The 19,517-nt window shown below is 59.8% G+C and carries 20 protein-coding genes and 1 pseudogene; 16 read left to right on the top strand and 5 right to left on the bottom strand.

Annotation, left to right across the window (positions count from 1 at the left end):
- The 4 genes and pseudogenes from MKZ87_RS24890 to MKZ87_RS24875 all read left to right on the top strand — a co-directional run.
- Positions 1-207 (top strand): annotated as a pseudogene (locus MKZ87_RS24890) (hypothetical protein); the annotation flags it as partial.
- Between the two features lie 134 nt (positions 208-341).
- Positions 342-869, top strand: a complete 528-nt coding sequence (locus MKZ87_RS24885; protein ID WP_266202103.1) for a DUF3304 domain-containing protein — start codon at positions 342-344, stop codon at positions 867-869.
- Positions 870-871: 2 nt separating this feature from the next.
- Complete coding sequence (locus MKZ87_RS24880) at positions 872-1,468, top strand: hypothetical protein (RefSeq protein WP_266202102.1); 597 nt, start codon at positions 872-874, stop codon at positions 1,466-1,468.
- A 560-nt stretch (positions 1,469-2,028) separates the two neighbouring features.
- The gene (locus MKZ87_RS24875; protein ID WP_266202101.1) at positions 2,029-2,304 is read left to right on the top strand and encodes a hypothetical protein; all 276 of its coding nucleotides are present in this window, start codon (positions 2,029-2,031) and stop codon (positions 2,302-2,304) included.
- A gap of 39 nt (positions 2,305-2,343) precedes the next feature.
- On the opposite strand, the gene MKZ87_RS24870 is transcribed toward MKZ87_RS24875, so the two are convergent.
- The 4 genes from MKZ87_RS24870 to rsgA all read right to left on the bottom strand — a co-directional run bounded on the left by MKZ87_RS24870 (position 2,344) and on the right by rsgA (position 5,440).
- Positions 2,344-2,829 carry a toll/interleukin-1 receptor domain-containing protein gene (locus MKZ87_RS24870; protein ID WP_085701321.1) on the bottom strand — a complete coding sequence of 162 codons (486 nt, stop codon included), beginning with the start codon at positions 2,827-2,829 and terminating at the stop codon, positions 2,344-2,346.
- Complete coding sequence (locus MKZ87_RS24865) at positions 2,829-3,788, bottom strand: caspase family protein (RefSeq protein WP_266202100.1); 960 nt, start codon at positions 3,786-3,788, stop codon at positions 2,829-2,831. Before MKZ87_RS24865 ends, MKZ87_RS24870 begins: the two co-directional genes overlap by 1 nt.
- A gap of 2 nt (positions 3,789-3,790) precedes the next feature.
- Positions 3,791-4,198, bottom strand: a complete 408-nt coding sequence (locus MKZ87_RS24860) for a TIR domain-containing protein (RefSeq protein ID WP_266202099.1) — start codon at positions 4,196-4,198, stop codon at positions 3,791-3,793.
- Positions 4,199-4,408: 210 nt separating this feature from the next.
- Complete coding sequence (gene rsgA / locus MKZ87_RS24855; protein ID WP_085703402.1) at positions 4,409-5,440, bottom strand: small ribosomal subunit biogenesis GTPase RsgA; 1,032 nt, start codon at positions 5,438-5,440, stop codon at positions 4,409-4,411.
- Between the two features lie 107 nt (positions 5,441-5,547).
- On the opposite strand from rsgA, the gene orn reads away from it, so the two are divergent.
- Together orn and MKZ87_RS24845 are read left to right on the top strand one after the other, a co-directional pair.
- The gene (gene orn / locus MKZ87_RS24850; protein ID WP_007950739.1) at positions 5,548-6,090 is read left to right on the top strand and encodes an oligoribonuclease; all 543 of its coding nucleotides are present in this window, start codon (positions 5,548-5,550) and stop codon (positions 6,088-6,090) included.
- A gap of 83 nt (positions 6,091-6,173) precedes the next feature.
- A complete protein-coding gene (locus MKZ87_RS24845; protein ID WP_039766632.1) occupies positions 6,174-6,785 on the top strand; it encodes a trimeric intracellular cation channel family protein in 612 nt (203 codons plus the stop codon).
- Here the strand turns inward: MKZ87_RS24845 and queG are convergent.
- Positions 6,767-7,846, bottom strand: coding sequence for a tRNA epoxyqueuosine(34) reductase QueG (gene queG / locus MKZ87_RS24840; RefSeq protein WP_085701317.1), 1,080 nt, complete (start codon positions 7,844-7,846; stop codon positions 6,767-6,769). The two genes, MKZ87_RS24845 and queG, sit on opposite strands and share 19 nt — an antisense overlap.
- A 63-nt stretch (positions 7,847-7,909) precedes the next feature.
- On the opposite strand from queG, the gene MKZ87_RS24835 reads away from it, so the two are divergent.
- From MKZ87_RS24835 to MKZ87_RS24790, 10 genes are all read left to right on the top strand, one after another.
- The gene (locus tag MKZ87_RS24835) at positions 7,910-9,409 is read left to right on the top strand and encodes an NAD(P)H-hydrate dehydratase (protein ID WP_085703403.1); all 1,500 of its coding nucleotides are present in this window, start codon (positions 7,910-7,912) and stop codon (positions 9,407-9,409) included.
- Positions 9,397-9,867 carry a tRNA (adenosine(37)-N6)-threonylcarbamoyltransferase complex ATPase subunit type 1 TsaE gene (gene tsaE / locus MKZ87_RS24830; RefSeq protein WP_085701315.1) on the top strand — a complete coding sequence of 157 codons (471 nt, stop codon included), beginning with the start codon at positions 9,397-9,399 and terminating at the stop codon, positions 9,865-9,867. Before MKZ87_RS24835 ends, tsaE begins: the two co-directional genes overlap by 13 nt.
- Before the next feature lie 51 nt (positions 9,868-9,918).
- Entirely contained in the window at positions 9,919-11,304 is a 1,386-nt protein-coding gene (locus MKZ87_RS24825; protein ID WP_371917950.1) for an N-acetylmuramoyl-L-alanine amidase, read from the top strand.
- Positions 11,301-13,208, top strand: coding sequence for a DNA mismatch repair endonuclease MutL (gene mutL / locus MKZ87_RS24820; RefSeq protein ID WP_227234263.1), 1,908 nt, complete (start codon positions 11,301-11,303; stop codon positions 13,206-13,208). The genes MKZ87_RS24825 and mutL overlap by 4 nt, the downstream gene beginning before the upstream one ends.
- Positions 13,208-14,179, top strand: a complete 972-nt coding sequence (gene miaA / locus MKZ87_RS24815) for a tRNA (adenosine(37)-N6)-dimethylallyltransferase MiaA (RefSeq protein WP_085701312.1) — start codon at positions 13,208-13,210, stop codon at positions 14,177-14,179. The genes mutL and miaA overlap by 1 nt, the downstream gene beginning before the upstream one ends.
- 93 nt (positions 14,180-14,272) lie before the next feature.
- Positions 14,273-14,533: an RNA chaperone Hfq gene (hfq, locus tag MKZ87_RS24810; RefSeq protein ID WP_007902656.1), complete on the top strand. Its 261-nt coding sequence runs from the start codon at positions 14,273-14,275 to the stop codon at positions 14,531-14,533.
- 12 nt (positions 14,534-14,545) lie between these two features.
- Entirely contained in the window at positions 14,546-15,847 is a 1,302-nt protein-coding gene (hflX, locus tag MKZ87_RS24805; protein WP_085701311.1) for a ribosome rescue GTPase HflX, read from the top strand.
- 96 nt (positions 15,848-15,943) lie between these two features.
- Complete coding sequence (gene hflK, locus MKZ87_RS24800; RefSeq protein ID WP_085685164.1) at positions 15,944-17,113, top strand: FtsH protease activity modulator HflK; 1,170 nt, start codon at positions 15,944-15,946, stop codon at positions 17,111-17,113.
- The gene (gene hflC, locus MKZ87_RS24795) at positions 17,113-17,982 is read left to right on the top strand and encodes a protease modulator HflC (RefSeq protein WP_085701310.1); all 870 of its coding nucleotides are present in this window, start codon (positions 17,113-17,115) and stop codon (positions 17,980-17,982) included. The genes hflK and hflC overlap by 1 nt, the downstream gene beginning before the upstream one ends.
- A gap of 313 nt (positions 17,983-18,295) precedes the next feature.
- A complete protein-coding gene (locus MKZ87_RS24790; RefSeq protein WP_266202098.1) occupies positions 18,296-19,483 on the top strand; it encodes an ATP phosphoribosyltransferase regulatory subunit in 1,188 nt (395 codons plus the stop codon).
- Positions 19,484-19,517 lie beyond the last annotated feature (34 nt).

The following is a 19,517-nucleotide window of genomic DNA, read 5'->3' as shown; positions in this document are numbered from 1 at the left end:
GTATTCGGCGTATTCATTTTCAATGCACCTCTCGCGACTTATCTGCAAAGAAAAAAGCTATATCCGCCCCCCGACTTGCCCCATCCCGACATCATCGAATGGTCAAAACCCCTCCCTCCCGAACAATGGGCCAAACGTTCCCCCGAACTGGAAGCCGCGATTGTGCAAAGAGTGGCTGAACTTTTAACTCCGGCCGAGCAACGGTAGGAATGTCGGCTGAAGAGTCAGGTCGTGGTGATGATGTTGTAAGTTTCTAAAGTTAAATTTGAGGTTTTTATGGTTTTGTTTTTATTTGGTTTTTCATTTCGTAAGGCGAAAGTTAGGAATGGGACAGGAAGGTAATGACTCGATTGGTATTTCTGATGTCGGTGTGTGTTCTGATGCTGCAAGGCTGCTTCGAGCAGAAACGTCCACTGGAAGCTGTTTATTTCGAAGGATTTAGTCACACGTCATCATCTATTCCGTTCTTTTTTGTTGAAGGGCACGGTATTGGTGCTAAAGCTCCCGCTTTCGATGGTGGGAATGAAGCAAATTGCTGTTTCCCTTTGCCAGTGCGGTGGTATCCCGGCTTGTCTGTTGTTGTTACTTGGGCTAAGGAGCCACTTGTAGATGGTATTGAGCGGGATAATAAGAATGATGGGGAAAGAAAAAATGGTATGGGAGACGTAATAGATTATTTGGTAGTTCGCACTGTTGTTGAGCTTGAGAGATACGAGGATCTTGATGATTCCAGTTCTTTTCAGGTTCATTTTTTGCCTTGCGGAAAAATTGAAATTTTGCCCGGTCCGGTAGGCTCAGATCGTATAAGTTATCCCGATCAATTCCCGAGAAGGATGGATGAAAGTCATTGTTCGATGTGGGGGTGGTGAACGTGAATGTTGAAGTTTCGGGCGATCTTGTTGAGAAGATATATTTTTTTCCTAAAGAAGTGTGCGGGAGGGTGTGTGATTCTGTACGTAAATTTATAAATGTTGGGGTGAGGTTTTTGTTTGATTTTTTTACTCTTGTTATGGTTTTTTTGGATGCATTTGGTGTGCCCAAGGTGTCTGTTGTTTTTGCATACTTTATGCTCGGGGTTTTCGTTATTTTGTTTTTTGTGGTGGCGGTGATTGCATTCGTGGAAATCTACGAAGGGTATGATAAGTCTACTGGGGATGGTTGTGTTGATGGGGTGGCCCAAAGTGTCGTATTTAACTCTTCAGGGTTGCGATTTGAAGTTGAAGCAGGTTTGCATCGACGCAGAAGTTTTGTTTGCTTTGATGAAATTAAATGCGTTTCTGGTTACGTTCAGAGAGGTTGGTTGTTCGGGCGAGATCGTGGTGTGGTAGTCGAGACTAAAAGTGGTGAGCAAATTCGCTTTGCCTTGTCACTTGGTAAAAAAAGTTTGGCTAGCTACTTGGATGAACTGATGCTGCTGTTGAGAAGAATTGGTTATTTTGTGATGGATATAAGAAGGTTTCAACCATAGCTTATATTTTTCACTCTCAGGAGAATTCTGAGGTGGTCTCGTAAAGTTTTATGTTTACCCTGCGCCCGTATTAGATTGTGCCGCTTGATTTGCTTGAGGGTTTAGGGAGCAGGCTTAAACCAAGAGCAGTTTTGAACCGGGCGCGGATGATTGAAAGGGGAATGTTCACGGAGGTGTAGGTGAACTTGGAGGCGACCTGTTTAATAAAAAGTCATCTCCAAATTAGCAGCCGGAGAATTAGGCCGTTTCGCTAAGGGATGTAGGACGGCTCCGAGACATAACAAGCGGGTTTTACTTCACTCAGTGGCTCGCCTATAGTTCGCCCGTCGCCGACGAATCGGCGATCGACTTTAGCCGGTCGAATCAGATGATGCACAAGCGCCCGTGTTGACGCGGCGCTTTTTGCTGCCTGAGATTTTCATGTTCATGGTGGCTGTGCGTGGGACACCTTCGGGTGTGCCGGGTGCATCTGTCCGGTCGGCTAACCCGCGTACAGCTACCACCCCAATTCGTTTAGCCGCGGAAGGGTGGGAGTTTCACTTATCAGATGAGTTAGAAATATGCCCCAATTTCGCCCGCTACAAGGCAACCTCAGCACCTCCCCCACCCTCTACATCGACACTGAAGCCAAAGCCTCGGCCTTGCTCGAAACCGCCAAACATCGCATTAATGCCGTGCGGAGCATGCTCAACAGCGTCAGTTGCCTGTGCGTCAATGATGCAGAGGGGCATGATCTGGAGCATTTCGCCAGTGCTGCGCACCTGCTGCTTCAGGATGGTTGCGATGCGCTGGATGCATTGGGCTGGAAGCTGGATCGGGTTGCCCCGGCACTCTGAAAATCAAAAGCCGCGATAATCGCGGCTTTTTTGCGTCTGTCAGAACCCCCGCCGAATCCGGTTTTTCAGTTGTTCATGGAAGATTTCCGCGTTGCGTCTGTAGGTGCCGCTGAAGGATTCGTTACTTGAATCCAGCGTCATCGAGCGTTTGTTCGTCACTTCTTCACGGTAGGCGTCGATGAAGAAGTTCAGGTCGTTGGCCGTGCTCAGCTTCGGCCACTTGTCCAGGTACAGCGGCAGTTGGGCGGCGCCCGTTCTGAAGGAACAGATCCGCCGGTTGCTGATCGTCGCTTCGCCGATCTCGAACGGCACCCACCAGGACAACGCGGTTGACTCCGAGACCACCGCCAGCAGGTGGGTGCATTCAGTGATGTTGCGGGTGATGACCCCGGTGATGTCGTCGGTGGTCTGGGATTCGGGATCCAGCACGTCCAGATAGGTTTTGATATTGGCCTGCTTCAGGCGGGCATCGATCGCGAGGGCGTGGGCGCGGTCCATGTGGCGGTAGCTGATGAATACGGGCATCAGAAATGTCCTTTGAGGGCGAGTTCGCGGTAATAGGCACCCAGAGCTGTCAGGCGACACCCGGTAGAGTGCATGGCGGCGTAATACATGTGTTCGGCGTCCACCGGCTCGATCAGGCTGTGGCGGTTGCACATCTGCAACTGTTTGAAGATGTCACCGTGATCGGGATCGAACGAGGCGGCGGTGGGTTCGAAACTGGGGTCTAGCCGGAAGACAAAACTCGGTTCCGGAAACCAGTCCTTGAGCTTGCGCAGGGTTTCTTCGGCGATCAGCGGTGCGACCTCGCGCAGTGGTACGAACTGCGACACATTGGTCTTGAACACCGGCCGCTGCTCCCAGGCCCCCAGGGCATTGTCGACGAACGAGTAAACGCTGCCGGGAGTGACCTTGCCCAGCACGTTGGCGGCACCGCCATGCAGGGCTTGAAGCAGCAGGTCCGTGAACACGCCATGGCCACGGCTTTCCAGGGCGGACTGTTCTTTTTTGCAGGCGGTGAGAATGGTCACGCCTTCGCCGATCAGGCTGCTGCCGCCGCGCAAGTTGCGCACGGCACCGGCGGCGCCAGCCTGGCAGCAATCAAGGATGATGATTTTGTTCTTGATCTGCTGGGCGTTGTCGGCCCACTGCAGAATGTCGCTGATGCGAATGCCGTCGCCGCCGGGCTGATAGTCCTGGGGGATCAGCAACCCTTCATCGATGCTGGTATCGAACTGGCCATGGCCGGCGAAATACAGAAGCGCAACATCGCAGTCGCCCGAGAACAGGCTTTGGATGTGCTGCCTCATGGTCGTGAGCGAGAGGTCCTCCTCCGCCGAAGTCAGCACCTTGCTGCTGAAGTTGGGCCGTCCGCTGGCATGGCGCTCCAGCACCGAGGCCATGGCCATTGCATCATTGTTGCAGCCGCTGAGCGGCGAAACGTGGGTGTAGTGGTTAATGCCGATAAACAGTCCCTTGCGCATGATTACACCGCCGTATGAAGGCGTATGGCGCTGACGATGCTGTTGGTATTCCACGCACATTCGACATGCGCGGCGTCGCTGGCCACTTTTGCGGTGCGTTCGGCGCCATGGGGACGAATCGCGATGATCACCTTGCCTAGACGTTTGGCGATCTCGATTTCCTTCTGAATCCATTTGCTGTAGGCCGAGTACATACCGGCCATGACCAGCACTGCCGAGCATGGGCGGATCTTGTTTTCGATGGTCTCTTCCAGCTCCTTGTCAGTGCGGGCGTCGATGATCGGATTATGCGGTGGCACCGAGAAATTCTTGAAGGTGAACGTCGGGTGATCGCTGAGCAGGCGGATCAGATTGTCGTGGGAGCCGGAGTAGTTCCAGGAGTGGCTGATGAACAAATGGTAGGTTTGCATGGGGCCTCGGAGGTCGCGACAGTGCGAAGGAGGAACCCAATGTAGGCATCTGGCGTGTGCCAACAAGGCCTGAGCGGTGAAAGAGAAATGTCCTGCAAGCAGGTGTGGGCGGAGCTGTCAGAAAGGTCAGACGTTTAACAGATTGCCGGGTTTGTCAGACGCGGTCCGACACACGGCAGCCCTCGGGCGAGGTGCTGCCGTCGCGGATGTTCAGTAACCGTTTTCCGGCAAGCTGGCGATGATCGAGCGGTAGCTGTTCATTCGCTGCTGCTGCACGCGGCCGTCTTCCAGGGCCTTGAGCAGTGCGCAACCGGGTTCGCGATCGTGCTTGCAGTCGCGGAAGCGGCAGGTGCCGAGCAGGTCGTTGAACTCGATGAAGCCGGCTTCAACGTCGGCGCGGCTGACGTGGCCGAGGCCGAATTCACGGATGCCCGGGGAGTCGATCAGTTCACCGCCGCCAGGGAAGTGGAACAGCCGCGCGGTGGTCGTCGTGTGCTGACCCTGACCGGACCACTCGGACAATGGGCCGACACGGGTTTCGACGTTCGGCAACAGGCTGTTGACCAGCGACGACTTGCCCACACCCGACTGGCCGACGAACACGCTGATGCGCCCGTCGAGTTGTTTCTGCAATTGCTCCATGCCGTTGCCATGGTGCGCCGAGACTTCCAGCACCGGGTAACCCAGCGTGCGGTAGACGGCCAGCAGAGCATTCAGCGCAGGGGCGTTCTGTTCGTCGATCAGGTCGAATTTGTTCAGCAGCAGCAACGGGCGGATGCCGGCGTGCTCGGCCGCGACCAGATAGCGGTCGATCAGGTTGGCATGGGGCTCGGGCATCGGGGCAAAGACGATGACGATCATGTCGACGTTGGCGGCCACCGGTTTGAGCTGGCCACGGCTGTCCGGACGGCACAGCTCGGTGGTGCGCGGCAGTTGCGCGACGATCACGCCGATGCCCTGGTTGCCGGCGCGCCAGACCACCTGGTCGCCTGTCACCAGCGCCGGCAGGTTGGCGCGCAAGTGGCAGCGGAAGACCTGGCCGGCCAGTTCGCCGTCAACGGCCTCGACCTCGACCTGCACACCGAAGTGGGCGATCACCAGGCCGTGTTGCTCCGGGCCCAGATCGCCGCCTTCAAGCGCCTCGACTGCTGAGGACTCGCGTTTGGCGGCGCGGGCGGCGCGCTCGCCCTGAATCTTTTCGATGCGCCAGTTTTGACGACGATTGAGTTGGCGTTTGGCCATGGGTGTTCCGTCTGAAGAATGCAGCGATTAGGTAAAACGGCCGCGAGTTTAGCACGCCCGGCAGGCTGCCTAGGCTAAACTGCGCAGCATTGCTCAGGAGCCGAAATATGCAAAACCCGCAGAATCTGATCTGGATCGACCTGGAAATGACCGGTCTGGATCCGGAAAACGACGTCATCATCGAAATGGCCACCATCGTCACCGACAGTGACCTGAACACCTTGGCCGAAGGTCCGGTGATCGCCATCCACCACAGCGACGAAGTCCTCGCCCGCATGGACGAGTGGAACACCCGCACCCACGGCAACTCCGGCCTGACCCAACGCGTGCGCGACAGCCGCGTAAGCATGGCCGAGGCGGAAGCCGAAACCATCGCCTTCCTCGAAAAGTGGGTGCCGAAGGGCAAGTCGCCGATCTGTGGCAACAGCATCTGCCAGGATCGCCGCTTCCTTTATACCCACATGAAGTCGCTGGAAAGTTACTTCCACTACCGCAACCTCGACGTCTCGACGCTCAAGGAACTGGCCGCACGCTGGGCGCCGGACGTGCGAGACAGCTTCAAGAAAGGCAGCACTCACCTGGCGCTGGATGACATCCGCGAATCCATCGCCGAGCTGCAGCACTACCGCAAGCATTTCATCAAGTTCTGAGATCGGCACCCGCGCCGGGGCGCCCTCTTTTGGTGCCCCGGCGAAGTGAGTAGACTGCGCGCCTTCCTGCCAGGATCGCCACCATGTTGCTGATGCTCTATCTCGTCGCCATTACTGCCGAAGCAATGACTGGCGCCCTGTCTGCGGGACGTCGCGGCATGGACTGGTTCGGCGTGGTGCTGATCGCCTGCGTCACGGCTTTGGGCGGCGGTTCGGTGCGTGACGTGCTGCTCGGGCATTACCCGCTGACCTGGGTCAAACACCCGGAATACCTGGTGCTGACAACGATTGCGGCGATGATCACCGTGTTCACCGCACGCTGGATGCGTCACCTGCGCTCGCTGTTTCTGGTGCTCGACGCGGTCGGTCTGGTGGCATTCACTCTGATCGGCTGCATGACCGCCCTGGAAATGGGCCATGGCATGCTGGTGGCCTCGGTCAGCGGCGTGATCACCGGGGTATTCGGCGGCATCCTGCGCGACATCTTTTGCAACGACATCCCGCTGATCTTCCGCCGCGAACTCTACGCCAGCGTCTCGTTCGCCGCGGCGTGGTGCTACATGCTCTGTCTGTTTCTCAACGTGCCGAGTGAACAGGCGATTCTGATCACGTTGTTCGGTGGTTTTCTACTGCGGCTGTTGGCGATTCGCTTCCACTGGGAAATGCCGAAGTTCGTCTATAACGACGCGCCTTGACGGTCGGCGTGCTGTTTCAGCGCCCATTCCACATGTTCGCGTACCAGCTCTGAGGGGTAGTCGCGTCGTGCCTTGAGTGCTTCCAGCACTGGGATGCTCGATGGCGCATTTCCCAACCCCACCGCCAGATTGCGTAGCCAGCGCTCGTATCCCGCGCGGCGTAGCGGCGAACCTTCGGTACTGCTGAGGAATTTGTCTTCATCCCACAAGAACAGCTCGGCCAGCTCGGCGTTGTCCAGATTGTGTCGTGGCTTGAAGTCGATTTCGCCGGACGGGCGGGCGAAGCGGTTCCACGGGCAGCAGATCTGGCAGTCGTCGCAGCCGAACACGCGGTTGCCGATCAGCGGTCGCAGATCTTCGGGGATGGCGTTCTTAAGCTCGATGGTCAGATAGGAAATGCAGCGTCGCGCGTCCAGCACATAGGGGCCGACGAAGGCGTTGGTCGGGCAGATGTCGAGGCACGCGGTGCAGCGTCCGCAATGTTCGGTGCTGTGGGGCTCATCCACTGGCAGCGGCAGGTCGACGAACAGTTCGCTGAGAAAAAAGTAACTGCCAGCCTTGCGGTTCAGCACCAGGGTGTTTTTGCCGATCCAGCCCAGCCCGGCCTGTTCGGCGATGGCTTTCTCCAGCACCGGTGCGCTGTCGACGAAGGCGCGAAAACCGAACGGCCCGATCTCGGATTGAATCCTGTCCGCCAGTTGTTGAACGCGTTTACGGATCAACTTGTGATAATCGCGGCCCAAGGCATAACGCGAGATGTAGGCCTTTTCCGGTTTGGCCAGCAATTGCGCCATTTGTGTGTCGCCCGGCAAGTAGTCCATGCGCAGCGACACCACGCGCAAGGTGCCCGGCACCAGCTCTTCGGGGTGCGAGCGTTTGCTGCCGTGGGCGCCCATGTAATCCATTTCGCCGTGGTAGCCGGCCTCGAGCCAGCGTTGCAGGTGCTGTTCATGCTCGGCCAGATCCAGACCGCTGATGCCGACTTGCTGGAAGCCCAGCTCGCGGCCCCAGTCCTTGATGGATTGGGCGAGGGCAGGCAGATCTGTGGTGATGGCGGACATGAGGCGAGAGAAACCGGAGCTGAGGTGCGTATAATTCTGCCAGACATCGGAGCCCGAAGACGCATGCCGAACACTAAAGATCAATTACCCGACGCGCTGTACCGTGCCGCGCAGGTGCGTGAACTCGATGCACGACTGATCGCCGCCGGCACGCCTGGCTTCGAATTGATGCAGCGTGCCGCCCATGCCACGTGGCGCGCGCTGGTACGCCAATGGCCGGCCGCGAATCAAATGACGGTGCTGGCCGGGCACGGCAACAACGCCGGCGATGGTTATCTGGTGGCAGCGCTGGCCCATCGGGCGGGTTGGCAGGTTCAGGTGCTGGCTGTCGGCGAGCCGCAACGCTTGAAGGGCGATGCCGCCGTGGCGCACGCCGAAGCCGTGGCCGATGGTGTCTCGATTGCCCCATGGGATCTATCCTGCGAGTTGCGCGGTATCGTCGTTGACGCGTTGCTCGGCACCGGCCTGAGCGGCGATGTGCGTGAGCCCTACGCCGCTGCGATTGCGGCGATCAATGCCAGTGGACTGCCTGTGGTGGCGGTCGATATCCCTTCCGGGTTGTGCGCCGACACCGGTCATGCGCTGGGTGATGCGGTACACGCTGACCTCACCGTGACGTTCATCGGCCTGAAGCTCGGGCTGTTCACGGGTGCGGCGGCGGATCATGTCGGCGAACTGCTGTTTAACGACCTGCAGGCGCCTGCCGAGCACTTCAGTGACTTGCCTGTCGCCGCTCGCCGGCTCAACGTGGCGAACCTTCCGCGTCTGGCTGCCCGCTCGCCGGCCGCGCACAAGGGACGATTTGGTCATGTGCTGCTGATCGGCGGTGATCACGGGTTTGGCGGGGCAATCCTGCTGAGTACCGAAAGTGCGTTGCGCAGTGGTGCCGGGATGGTCTCGGTCGCGACGCGCCCGGAACATGTCCCGGCGGCGCTGAGCCGGATACCGGAAGCCATGGCACTGGGCGCTTCTTCGGCCAATCAATTGATGGGGCTGCTGGAAAAAGTGTCCGTGCTGGTGGTCGGGCCGGGGCTGGGTCAGGCCGGTTGGGGCAGGGCGCTGTTGTCAGCTGCCGCCAATGCGCCGTTGCCGCAGGTGTGGGATGCCGATGCGTTGAACCTGCTGGCTTCCGGTTTTGTCAGTCTGCCCAGGGATTGCGTGATCACGCCGCATCCGGGGGAGGCCGCGCGGCTGCTGGGGATCAGCACCGCCGAGGTGCAGGCCGATCGTCCGGCGGCGGCGCTGGCGTTGAGCAAAAAATATACAGCGGTGGTGGTGCTCAAGGGCGCGGGCAGTCTGATTGCTCATCCCGATGGTCGTCTGGCGCTGTGTCATCAAGGCCATCCGGCCATGGCCTCCGCGGGACTCGGCGATGTGCTGGCCGGTCTGACCGGCGCGCTGCTGGCTCAGGGCATGGACGGTTTCGATGCCGCGTGCCTGGCGGTCTGGCTGCACGCCAACGCCGGTCTGCAACAAGGTAAATTCGGCCGTGGGCTGGCGGCCAGTGATCTGATTCCAGTCATTCGTCAGTTGTTGGAGGAGCATGCACCGTGTCTGAAGTAACCCTGTACCTGGCCGATGAACAGGCCATGAGCGACTTTGGCGCACGCATCGCCCGTATCACCCAGGGCCATGGCCTGATCTTTCTCGAAGGCAACCTCGGGATGGGCAAAACCACGTTGTCGCGGGGCATCATTCGCGGTCTGGGGCACATCGGGGCGGTGAAAAGTCCGACCTTCACCTTGGTCGAGCCCTACGAGATCGGTGACATCCGGGCCTTCCACTTTGATCTGTATCGCCTGGTCGATCCGGAAGAGCTGGAGTTTCTCGGGATCCGCGACTATTTCGAAGACGATGCCCTGTGCCTGATCGAATGGCCCGATAAAGGTGCAGGCTTTTTGCCAAAGCCTGACCTGACCATTACCATTAGCCCGCAAGACAGCGGACGTTCGCTGACCATTTTGTCCCAGGGCTCGCGCGGCGAGGCCTGGTGTGCCGCTTTGGCATTGGAAACCAATTGAATGATGGGGTTAGGTATGCGCTTTCGCGCGTTGGTGGCTGCCGCTGGACTGATGTTGATGGCAGTAACCGTCAACGCTGTGGCCGACACGAAGGTCAACAGCGTGCGCCTGTGGCGGGCGCCGGACAACACGCGACTGGTCTTCGACCTGACAGGCCCGGTGCAGCACGGCGTCTTCACGCTGACCGCGCCGGATCGCCTGGTGATCGACATCAACGGCGCCACCCTCGGCGCGCCGTTGAATGTGCAGACCGCCAATACACCGATCACCGCCATACGTTCGGCCCAGCGCACGCCGACCGACCTGCGGGTGGTCATCGACCTGAAGAAGGCCGTCACCCCGAAAAGCTTCTCGCTGGCGCCGAATGCGCAGTACGGCAACCGTCTGGTGGTCGACCTGTTCGACAATCCGGCTGACGCCGCCCCGCCGCCTGCGCCTTCGTCTACTCCAACGGTTGCGACCGTTCCGGCGGTGCCCGTCACCCCGGCTGAGCCGGCGATCAAACTGCCACCCGCCCCGGCCGGCAAGCGCGACATCATCGTGGTCATCGATGCCGGACACGGTGGTGAAGACCCGGGTGCATCGGGTTCTCGCGGTCAGCGCGAAAAGGACGTGGTACTGCAGATCGCCCGCGAGCTGCAGCGTCAGGTCAACGGCATGAAAGGCTTCCGTGCCGAACTGACCCGTACCGGCGACTATTTCATCCCGCTGCGCGGCCGTACTGAAATCGCCCGCAAGAAAGGTGCTGACCTGTTCGTCTCGATCCACGCCGACGCTGCGCCGTCTGCGGCCGCGTTCGGGGCGTCGGTGTTCGCCCTGTCCGACCGCGGTGCCACCTCGGAAACCGCCCGTTGGCTGGCCGACAGTGAAAACCGTTCCGACCTGATCGGCGGTGCCGGCAACGTCAGCCTTGATGACAAGGACCGGATGCTGGCCGGCGTTCTGCTCGACCTGTCGATGACCGCCTCGCTGACCTCCAGCCTCAATGTCGGCCAGAAAGTCCTGACCAACATTGGTCGGGTCACCCCGCTGCACAAACAGCGTGTGGAGCAGGCCGGGTTCATGGTGCTGAAATCTCCGGACATCCCGTCGATCCTGGTGGAAACCGGCTTCATCTCCAACGCCAACGAAGCGAACAAGCTCTCGGCAGCGAGCCACCAGCAGGCGCTGGCGCGCTCGATCAGCAGTGGCGTACGCCAGTTCTTCCAGCAGAATCCGCCACCGGGCAGTTACATCGCCTGGCTGCGTGATTCGGGCAAGATCGCTCAGGGACCGCGTGATCACCGGGTAGGCCCGGGTGAAACCGTGGCGATGATTGCCGTGCGTTACCAGATTTCGCCGGCCACGCTGCGCAGTGCCAACAATCTGAAAAGCGATGATCTGAAAGTCGGTCAGCACCTGACCATTCCCGGCACCGAACTGGCGTCCAAAGAATGAATCAGGTCCTGAACGCTGCCCGCATCGAACTGCTCAGCCCGCGGCTGGCGAACCAGATCGCCGCCGGTGAAGTGGTCGAGCGTCCGGCCTCGGTGATCAAGGAGTTGCTGGAAAACAGCCTCGATTCCGGCGCCAGGCGCATCGACGTCGATGTCGAACAGGGTGGTGTCAAACTGCTGCGAGTGCGCGACGACGGCAGCGGCATTTCTGCCGATGACCTGCCGCTGGCTCTGGCCCGTCACGCCACCAGCAAGATCCGCAATCTGGAAGACCTCGAACAGGTGATGAGCCTGGGCTTCCGGGGCGAGGCGCTGGCGTCGATCAGTTCCGTGGCGCGTCTGACGCTGACCTCGCGCACCCGTGATGCCGATCAGGCCTGGCAGGTCGAGACCGAAGGCCGTGACATGGCGCCTCGCGTGCAGCCTGCGGCCCACCCGGTCGGCACCTCGGTGGAAGTCCGTGACCTGTTCTTCAACACCCCGGCGCGGCGCAAATTCCTCAAAACCGAAAAAACCGAATTCGATCACCTGCAGGAAGTGATCAAGCGTCTGGCGCTGGCGCGTTTCGACGTGGCGTTCCATTTGCGTCACAACGGCAAGACCATCCTCAGCCTGCATGAAGCCCACGATGATGCGGCCCGCGCCCGGCGTGTGGCGGCGATCTGCGGTTCGGGCTTCCTGGAGCAGGCGTTGCCGATCGAGATCGAGCGCAATGGTCTGCATTTGTGGGGCTGGGTCGGTCTGCCAACCTTCAACCGCAGTCAGGCGGACTTGCAGTATTTCTTCGTCAACGGCCGTGCGGTGCGCGACAAACTGGTAGCACACGCGGTGCGTCAGGCTTATCGCGATGTGCTGTTCAACGGCCGGCATCCGACGTTCGCGCTGTTTTTCGAGGTCGATCCGGCAGCGGTCGACGTCAACGTGCACCCGACCAAACACGAAGTGCGCTTCCGCGACGGGCGCATGGTGCATGACTTCCTGTATGGCACCTTGCACCGTGCTCTCGGCGATGTGCGACCGGAAGATCAGTTGGCCGGCTCGGTCACGACTGCGATCGTCCGGCCAACCGGCCTTGAAGCCGGGGAATTCGGGCCGCAGGGCGAAATGCGTCTGGCAGCCAACGCGTTGCTGGAGCAGCCGCAGGCGCAACCAGCGTTCAACACCGCTTCGGGTGCCAGCGCGGGCGGCGCTTATCAGTATCAATACACGCCGCGCCCGCAATCGACCGTGCCGGTAGCTGAGGCCCAGGCTGCGTATCGCGAGTTTTTTGCGCCGCTGCCCGAGGCGAATGCCAACGCGCTGCCGGCCGGTCAGGAAGACATTCCGCCGCTGGGCTACGCGCTGGCCCAGCTCAAGGGCATCTACATTCTGTCCGAGAATGCTCAGGGCCTGGTTTTGGTGGACATGCACGCTGCTCACGAGCGGATCATGTATGAGCGCCTGAAGATTGCCATGGCCAGCGAAGGCCTGAGCGGTCAGCCGCTGCTGGTGCCGGAATCGCTGGCGGTCAGTCAGCGCGAGGCCGATTGCGCCGAAGAGCATGCGGCATGGTTCCAGCGCCTCGGTTTTGAATTGCAGCGCCTTGGCCCGGAAACCCTGGCCATCCGGCAGATCCCGGCCCTGCTCAAGCAGGCCGAAGCCAACCGACTGGTGGGCGATGTACTGTCGGACTTGATGGAATACGGCACCAGCGACCGGATCCAGGCGCATCTGAATGAGCTGCTCGGCACCATGGCCTGCCACGGTGCGATTCGCGCCAACCGGCGCCTGGCCCTGCCGGAAATGAACGGCCTGCTGCGTGACATGGAAAACACCGAGCGCAGCGGTCAATGCAACCATGGCCGACCGACCTGGACCCAACTGGGCCTGGACGATCTGGACAAACTGTTCCTGCGCGGTCGTTGATGAGCCAGCTTCCTCCAGCGATTTTCCTGATGGGCCCGACCGCTGCGGGCAAGACAGATCTGGCCATCGAGCTGACCAAGGTGCTCCCGTGCGAGCTGATCAGTGTCGATTCGGCGCTGGTCTATCGCGGCATGGACATCGGCACTGCCAAGCCGTCCAAAGAATTGCTGGCCGAGTTTCCCCACCGGCTGATCGACATTCTCGACCCGGCCGAAGCCTATTCGGCCGCAGATTTCCGTCGCGATGCGCTGGAGGCCATGGCCGAGATCACCGCACGCGGAAAAATTCCGCTGCTGGTGGGCGGCACGATGCTCTATTACAAGGCTTTGATCGAAGGTCTGGCGGACATGCCGGCGGCCGATCCCGAAGTTCGCGCGCAGATCGAAGAAGAGGCTGCACGCCTTGGCTGGCAGGCCCTGCACGATCAGTTGGCGGTCATCGATCCAGAGTCTGCGGCACGTATCCATCCGAACGATCCACAACGACTGAGTCGTGCACTGGAAGTTTACCGGGTCAGTGGTCAGAGCATGACTGAACTGCGGCTGAAACAATCTGTACAAAGTACCGAAGCGGTCGCATCGGGATTGCAACAATTGCCCTATACTGTCGCGAATCTGGCGATTGCTCCAACTAATCGTCAGATACTGCACGAGCGCATTAAACAAAGATTCACAAATATGCTGGAACAGGGATTCATCGACGAGGTCGTAGCCCTGCGTAATAGAAGTGACCTGCATGCCGGGTTGCCGTCTATACGTGCGGTAGGCTACCGCCAGGTCTGGGACTACCTGGATGGCAAGCTGACGTCGGCCGAGATGCAGGAGCGGGGCATCATCGCCACGCGCCAATTGGCCAAACGCCAGTTCACCTGGCTGCGCAGCTGGAAGGATTTGCACTGGCTCGACAGTCTGGATTGCGACAATCTGCCACGCGCCTTGAAATACCTTGGGACGATCTCCATATTGAGCTGAGTCCTTGCAATTGCCGTCTATCCTTGGGGGTGTGGCGGCAAAAGCCATCTGTTTACCTATTTTTTATATTGAATCCTTAAAGGAGTGCGGCACATGTCAAAAGGGCATTCGCTACAAGACCCTTACTTGAATACTTTACGTAAAGAGAAAGTGGGGGTTTCCATCTACCTGGTAAACGGGATCAAACTGCAAGGCACGATCGAGTCGTTCGACCAGTTCGTTATCCTGCTGAAGAACACCGTCAGCCAGATGGTTTACAAACACGCTATCTCTACAGTCGTGCCGGTTCGTCCAATTCGTCTGCCAAGCGCAACCGAATCCGAAGCAGGTGACGCTGAGCCAGGTAACGCCTGATAGGAGTCTCCTTTGTTCTTTGAGCGCCACGGTGGTGGTGAACGAGTCATCCTCGTTCACTTGGATGGACAGGACCCTGAGGCGCGCGAAGATCCGCAGGAGTTTCAGGAACTGGCAAATTCGGCTGGCGCCGAGACCGTTGCGTTTTTTAACGTGCCGCGTCATCGGCCAACCGCCAAATACCTGATTGGCAGCGGCAAGGTCGAGGAACTGCGCGACCTGGTTCACGCCAAAGAAGCCGATCTGGTCATCTTCAATCACACCCTTACGCCCAGTCAGGAACGTAACCTCGAACGTGTCTTCGAGTGTCGCGTGATCGACCGTACCGGTCTGATTCTCGATATTTTCGCCCAACGCGCCCGTACCCATGAGGGCAAGCTCCAGGTAGAACTGGCCCAGCTTGACCACATGAGCACCCGGCTGGTTCGCGGCTGGACTCACCTTGAGCGTCAGGGTGGCGGTATCGGCCTGCGCGGTCCGGGTGAAACCCAGCTCGAAACCGACCGGCGACTGCTGCGGGTTCGCCTGCGCCAGATCAAGGGGCGGCTGGAAAAAGTGCGCAGCCAGCGCGAACAGTCGCGTCGCGGCCGCTCGCGTGCGGATATCCCAACCGTGTCTCTGGTGGGATACACCAACGCCGGTAAATCCACACTGTTCAATAACGTGACGAAGTCCGAGGTGTACGCGGCTGACCAGCTGTTCGCCACGCTCGACCCGACCCTGCGCCGTCTGGATCTGGATGACCTGGGGCCGATTGTTCTGGCCGACACCGTGGGTTTCATCCGCCACTTGCCGCACAAACTGGTCGAGGCATTTCGGTCTACGCTCGAAGAGTCGAGCAATTCCGACCTGCTGTTGCACGTGATCGATGCGGCCGAACCGGATCGCATGTTGCAGATCGAGCAGGTGATGGTGGTGCTGGGCGAGATCGGTGCCCAGGACTTGCCGATCCTCGAGGTCTATAACAAACTCGATTTGCTTGAAGGCGTTGAGCCACAAATCCAGCGCGATGAAAACGGCAAGCCTCAGCGGGTCTGGCTGTCGGCGCGTGATGGCACCGGTCTGGAATTGCTCGAGCAGGCGATTGCCGAGTTGTTGGGCAGTGACCTGTTCGTGGGAACCCTGCGCCTGCCTCAGCGGTTCGCGCGTCTGCGTGCCCAGTTCTTCGAACTGGGTGCGGTGCAGAAAGAAGAACACGACGAAGAAGGGGTCAGCTTGCTGGCCGTTCGATTGCCACGCTCGGAGCTCAATCGACTGGTCAGTCGTGAAGGCGTTGTGCCGACGGAGTTCATCGAGCAACACACTTTGCAATAAAAGCCTGGCAAAGCGGTTGTGCCGCAACGGCAGGCATTCTGTAGCATTGGTCGGCGCGCCGTGGGTGCGTCTTTGCTTTATCAGATGGAGAGCGCTATGGCTTGGAATGAGCCGGGTGGCAACTCGAACAATCAGGATCCTTGGGGTGGCAAGCGTCGCAACAACGGCGACCGCAAGGGGCCGCCGGATCTCGACGAGGCCTTCCGAAAGCTGCAGGAAAGCCTGAACGGGTTGTTCGGTGGTGGAAAAAAACGCGGTGATGACGGTGGCGGCTCGGGCAAGAGCGGCGGCTTCGGCGGCCTGCTCGGCATCGGCCTCGTCGTGCTGGCGGCGGTCTGGCTGTACAGCGCGGTGTACGTCGTGGACGAGCAGGAGCAAGCCGTGGTGCTGCGCTTCGGCAAGTACTACGAGACTGTCGGTCCCGGCCTGAACATCTATTTCCCGCCGATCGACAAGAAGTACATGGAGAACGTCACGCGTGAGCGTGCCTACACCAAGCAGGGCCAGATGCTGACCGAAGACGAGAACATCGTCGAAGTGCCGCTGACCGTGCAGTACAAGATCAGCAACCTGCAGGACTTCGTGCTGAACGTCGACCAGCCGGAAATCAGCCTGCAACATGCGACCGACAGTGCGCTGCGCCATGTGGTGGGTTCCACCGCGATGGATCAGGTGCTGACCGAAGGTCGTGAGTTGATGGCCAGCGAGATCAAGGAGCGTCTGCAACGTTTCCTCGATACCTATCGCACCGGTATCACGGTCACCCAGGTCAACGTACAGAGCGCAGCGGCACCGCGTGAAGTGCAGGAAGCCTTCGATGACGTGATCCGCGCCCGTGAAGACGAACAGCGTTCGCGCAACCAGGCTGAAACCTACGCCAACGGCGTGGTGCCGGAAGCTCGTGGTCAGGCCCAGCGCATCCTCGAAGATGCCAACGGTTACCGTGACGAAACGGTCTCGCGCGCCAAGGGTGAGGCGGATCGCTTCACCAAGCTGGTTGCCGAGTATCGCAAGGCGCCCGAGGTTACTCGCCAGCGTCTGTACCTGGACACCATGCAGGAAGTCTTCAGCAGCACCAGCAAGGTACTCGTGACCGGCAACAAGAACGGCCAGAGCAATCTGCTTTACCTGCCGCTGGACAAGATGATTCAGAACAGTTCGGGCAGCAATGCGCCGGTCACCGGTTCGGCTGCCGCCAGCAACAACACGGACGTCACGCCGCATGTCACTGACCTGCCGCAGTCGCGTACAAGGGAGACCCGCTGATGAGCAATAAATCGCTGATCGCCCTGATCGTTGGCGTTGTCGTGGTACTGATTGGCTGGAACTGCTTCTACATCGTCGCTCAGACCGAGCGCGCGGTGTTGCTGCAATTCGGTCGCGTGGTTCAGGCTGACGTCCAGCCGGGTCTGCATGTGAAGGTTCCATACGTTAACCAGGTGCGTAAATTCGACGCACGTCTGATGACGCTGGATGCGCCGACGCAGCGCTTCCTGACGCTGGAAAAGAAAGCCGTGATGGTCGATGCCTACGCCAAGTGGCGCGTGAAAGATGCCGAGCGCTTCTACACCGCAACGTCCGGCCTCAAGCAGATTGCCGACGAGCGTCTTTCCCGTCGTCTGGAATCGGGCCTGCGTGACCAGTTCGGTAAGCGCACCCTGCACGAAGTGGTGTCGGGTGAGCGCGATGCGCTGATGGCTGACATCACGGCGTCGCTGAACAAGATGGCGGAAAAAGAGCTGGGTATCGAAGTCGTCGATGTCCGGGTCAAGGCCATCGATCTGCCGAAAGAAGTGAACCGCAGCGTGTTCGAACGTATGAGCACCGAGCGTGAGCGTGAAGCTCGCGAGCACCGCGCCAAGGGTAACGAGCTGGCCGAGGGCATCCGTGCCGACGCCGATCGTCAACGCCGCGTGTTGCTGGCTGAAGCCTATCGTGAATCCGAAGAGATTCGCGGTGACGGCGACGCCCAGGCCGCTGCGATCTACTCCAAGGCCTACGGTCAGGATCAGGATTTCTACGCGTTCTACCGTAGCCTGCGTGCCTACCGTGAAAGCTTCGCGAACAAATCCGACGTCATGGTCCTCGACCCAAGCAGCGACTTCTTCAAGTATCTGGAGAAGGCCAAGCCTTGATACGACGTTGACCTGAATTACTCCGCCCGGCGGCTAAAACCTCGGGCGGGGTGATCCTTTGGGAAAACGTGTGTATGATGCGGCAGCCGGGAAATTCCCGGCTTTTTTGCGTCTGCACGTTTGATTGCTGTTTTTGTTGCAGAAGATCGGGTTGAATGGCCCGACAGTTTTTCGAGGAAAGTGATGGGCGAAGCCGGTAACAGGCCTTTCGCCGCGTCGTTCATGCGCGTGCGTTTTGAACGGGCCGGTCATTTTCTGCTTCACTCAAGGCTCGCCCTCGGGCTGGCCGCCCGGATCTAAGGGGAATGGCGTAATGGCAACGGTAGACCGCTGGCTGCTGCCAGATGGCATCGAAGAAGTACTGCCACCGGAAGCGGCGCGCATTGAAGTCGCGCGTCGTCAGGTGTTGGATCTGTTCCAGAGCTGGGGTTACGAGTTTGTCGTGACTCCCCATATCGAGTACCTGGAATCCCTGCTGACCGGCGCGGGCCAGGACCTGGATCTGCGTACATTCAAGGTCATCGACCCGCAATCGGGCCGGCAGATGGGTTTCCGTGCCGACATCACGCCGCAAGTGGCGCGCATCGATGCGCACACCCTGCGTCGCGAAGGCCCGAGCCGTCTGTGCTACGCCGGCAGCGTGCTGCATGCCCAGCCGCGTGCCTTGTCGTCTTCGCGCAGCCCGATCCAGCTGGGCGCCGAGTTGTACGGCGATGGCAGCCCGAGCAGCGATGTCGAAGTCATCAGCCTGATGCTGGCCATGCTGCAACTGGCCGACGTGCCGGACGTGCACATGGACCTCGGGCATGTCGGCATCTACCGCGGTCTGGCCCAGGCGGCCGGTCTGTCGGGTGAAGTCGAGCAGCAGTTGTTCGATGCACTGCAACGCAAGGCCATCGACGAGGTCATTACCTTGACCGAAGGTCTGCCGGCCGATCTGTCCGGCATGTTGCGTGCGCTGGTCGATCTGTGCGGCGGCCGTGAAGTACTGACCGCTGCCCGCGAGCGTCTGGCCAATGCGCCGGCGCCAGTACTGGCGGCGCTGGAAGATTTGCTGGCGATCGCCGAGCGCCTGTCGGTGCGCTTCCCGGAATTGCCGCTGTACTTCGACCTGGGCGAGCTGCGCGGTTATCACTACCACACCGGTGTGGTGTTCGCGGTGTTCGTGCCGGGTGTTGGCCAGTCCATCGCTCAGGGCGGTCGCTACGACGACATCGGCGCCGACTTCGGTCGCGCCCGTCCGGCCACCGGCTTCTCCACCGATTTGAAAACCCTGGTGACCCTGGGGCGTGCTGAGATCGAGCTACCGTCTGGCGGTATCTGGATGCCTGACAGTACGGATGCGGCACTCTGGCAGCAGGTTTGCCAGTTGCGCAGTGAGGGTCAGCGTGTCGTTCAGGCATTGCCTGGACAACCTTTGGCCGCCGCCCGTGATGCGGACTGCGACCGGCAATTGATCCAGCAGAACGGGCTTTGGCAAGTATCGCCACTGGCTTCCTGAGTTTTCCTGCCGGCCACCGCCGGCACCAAGTTTG

The organism is Pseudomonas sp. MCal1 (assembly GCF_026341415.1).
Lineage (GTDB): Bacteria > Pseudomonadota > Gammaproteobacteria > Pseudomonadales > Pseudomonadaceae > Aquipseudomonas.
This window is presented reverse-complemented; position numbering and strand designations above follow the sequence as displayed.

Coding starts and splice junctions, on each gene's coding strand:
- MKZ87_RS24885 (WP_266202103.1), top strand. CDS start 342: ATGACTCGATTGGTATTTCTGATGTCGGTGTGTGTTCTGATGCTGCAA.
- MKZ87_RS24875 (WP_266202101.1), top strand. CDS start 2,029: ATGCCCCAATTTCGCCCGCTACAAGGCAACCTCAGCACCTCCCCCACC.
- MKZ87_RS24870 (WP_085701321.1), bottom strand. CDS start 2,829: ATGCCCGTATTCATCAGCTACCGCCACATGGACCGCGCCCACGCCCTC.
- MKZ87_RS24865 (WP_266202100.1), bottom strand. CDS start 3,788: ATGCGCAAGGGACTGTTTATCGGCATTAACCACTACACCCACGTTTCG.
- MKZ87_RS24860 (WP_266202099.1), bottom strand. CDS start 4,198: ATGCAAACCTACCATTTGTTCATCAGCCACTCCTGGAACTACTCCGGC.
- rsgA (WP_085703402.1), bottom strand. CDS start 5,440: ATGGCCAAACGCCAACTCAATCGTCGTCAAAACTGGCGCATCGAAAAG.
- orn (WP_007950739.1), top strand. CDS start 5,548: ATGCAAAACCCGCAGAATCTGATCTGGATCGACCTGGAAATGACCGGT.
- MKZ87_RS24845 (WP_039766632.1), top strand. CDS start 6,174: ATGTTGCTGATGCTCTATCTCGTCGCCATTACTGCCGAAGCAATGACT.
- queG (WP_085701317.1), bottom strand. CDS start 7,846: ATGTCCGCCATCACCACAGATCTGCCTGCCCTCGCCCAATCCATCAAG.
- MKZ87_RS24835 (WP_085703403.1), top strand. CDS start 7,910: ATGCCGAACACTAAAGATCAATTACCCGACGCGCTGTACCGTGCCGCG.
- MKZ87_RS24825 (WP_371917950.1), top strand. CDS start 9,919: ATGTTGATGGCAGTAACCGTCAACGCTGTGGCCGACACGAAGGTCAAC.
- mutL (WP_227234263.1), top strand. CDS start 11,301: ATGAATCAGGTCCTGAACGCTGCCCGCATCGAACTGCTCAGCCCGCGG.
- miaA (WP_085701312.1), top strand. CDS start 13,208: ATGAGCCAGCTTCCTCCAGCGATTTTCCTGATGGGCCCGACCGCTGCG.
- hfq (WP_007902656.1), top strand. CDS start 14,273: ATGTCAAAAGGGCATTCGCTACAAGACCCTTACTTGAATACTTTACGT.
- hflK (WP_085685164.1), top strand. CDS start 15,944: ATGGCTTGGAATGAGCCGGGTGGCAACTCGAACAATCAGGATCCTTGG.
- hflC (WP_085701310.1), top strand. CDS start 17,113: ATGAGCAATAAATCGCTGATCGCCCTGATCGTTGGCGTTGTCGTGGTA.
- MKZ87_RS24790 (WP_266202098.1), top strand. CDS start 18,296: ATGGCAACGGTAGACCGCTGGCTGCTGCCAGATGGCATCGAAGAAGTA.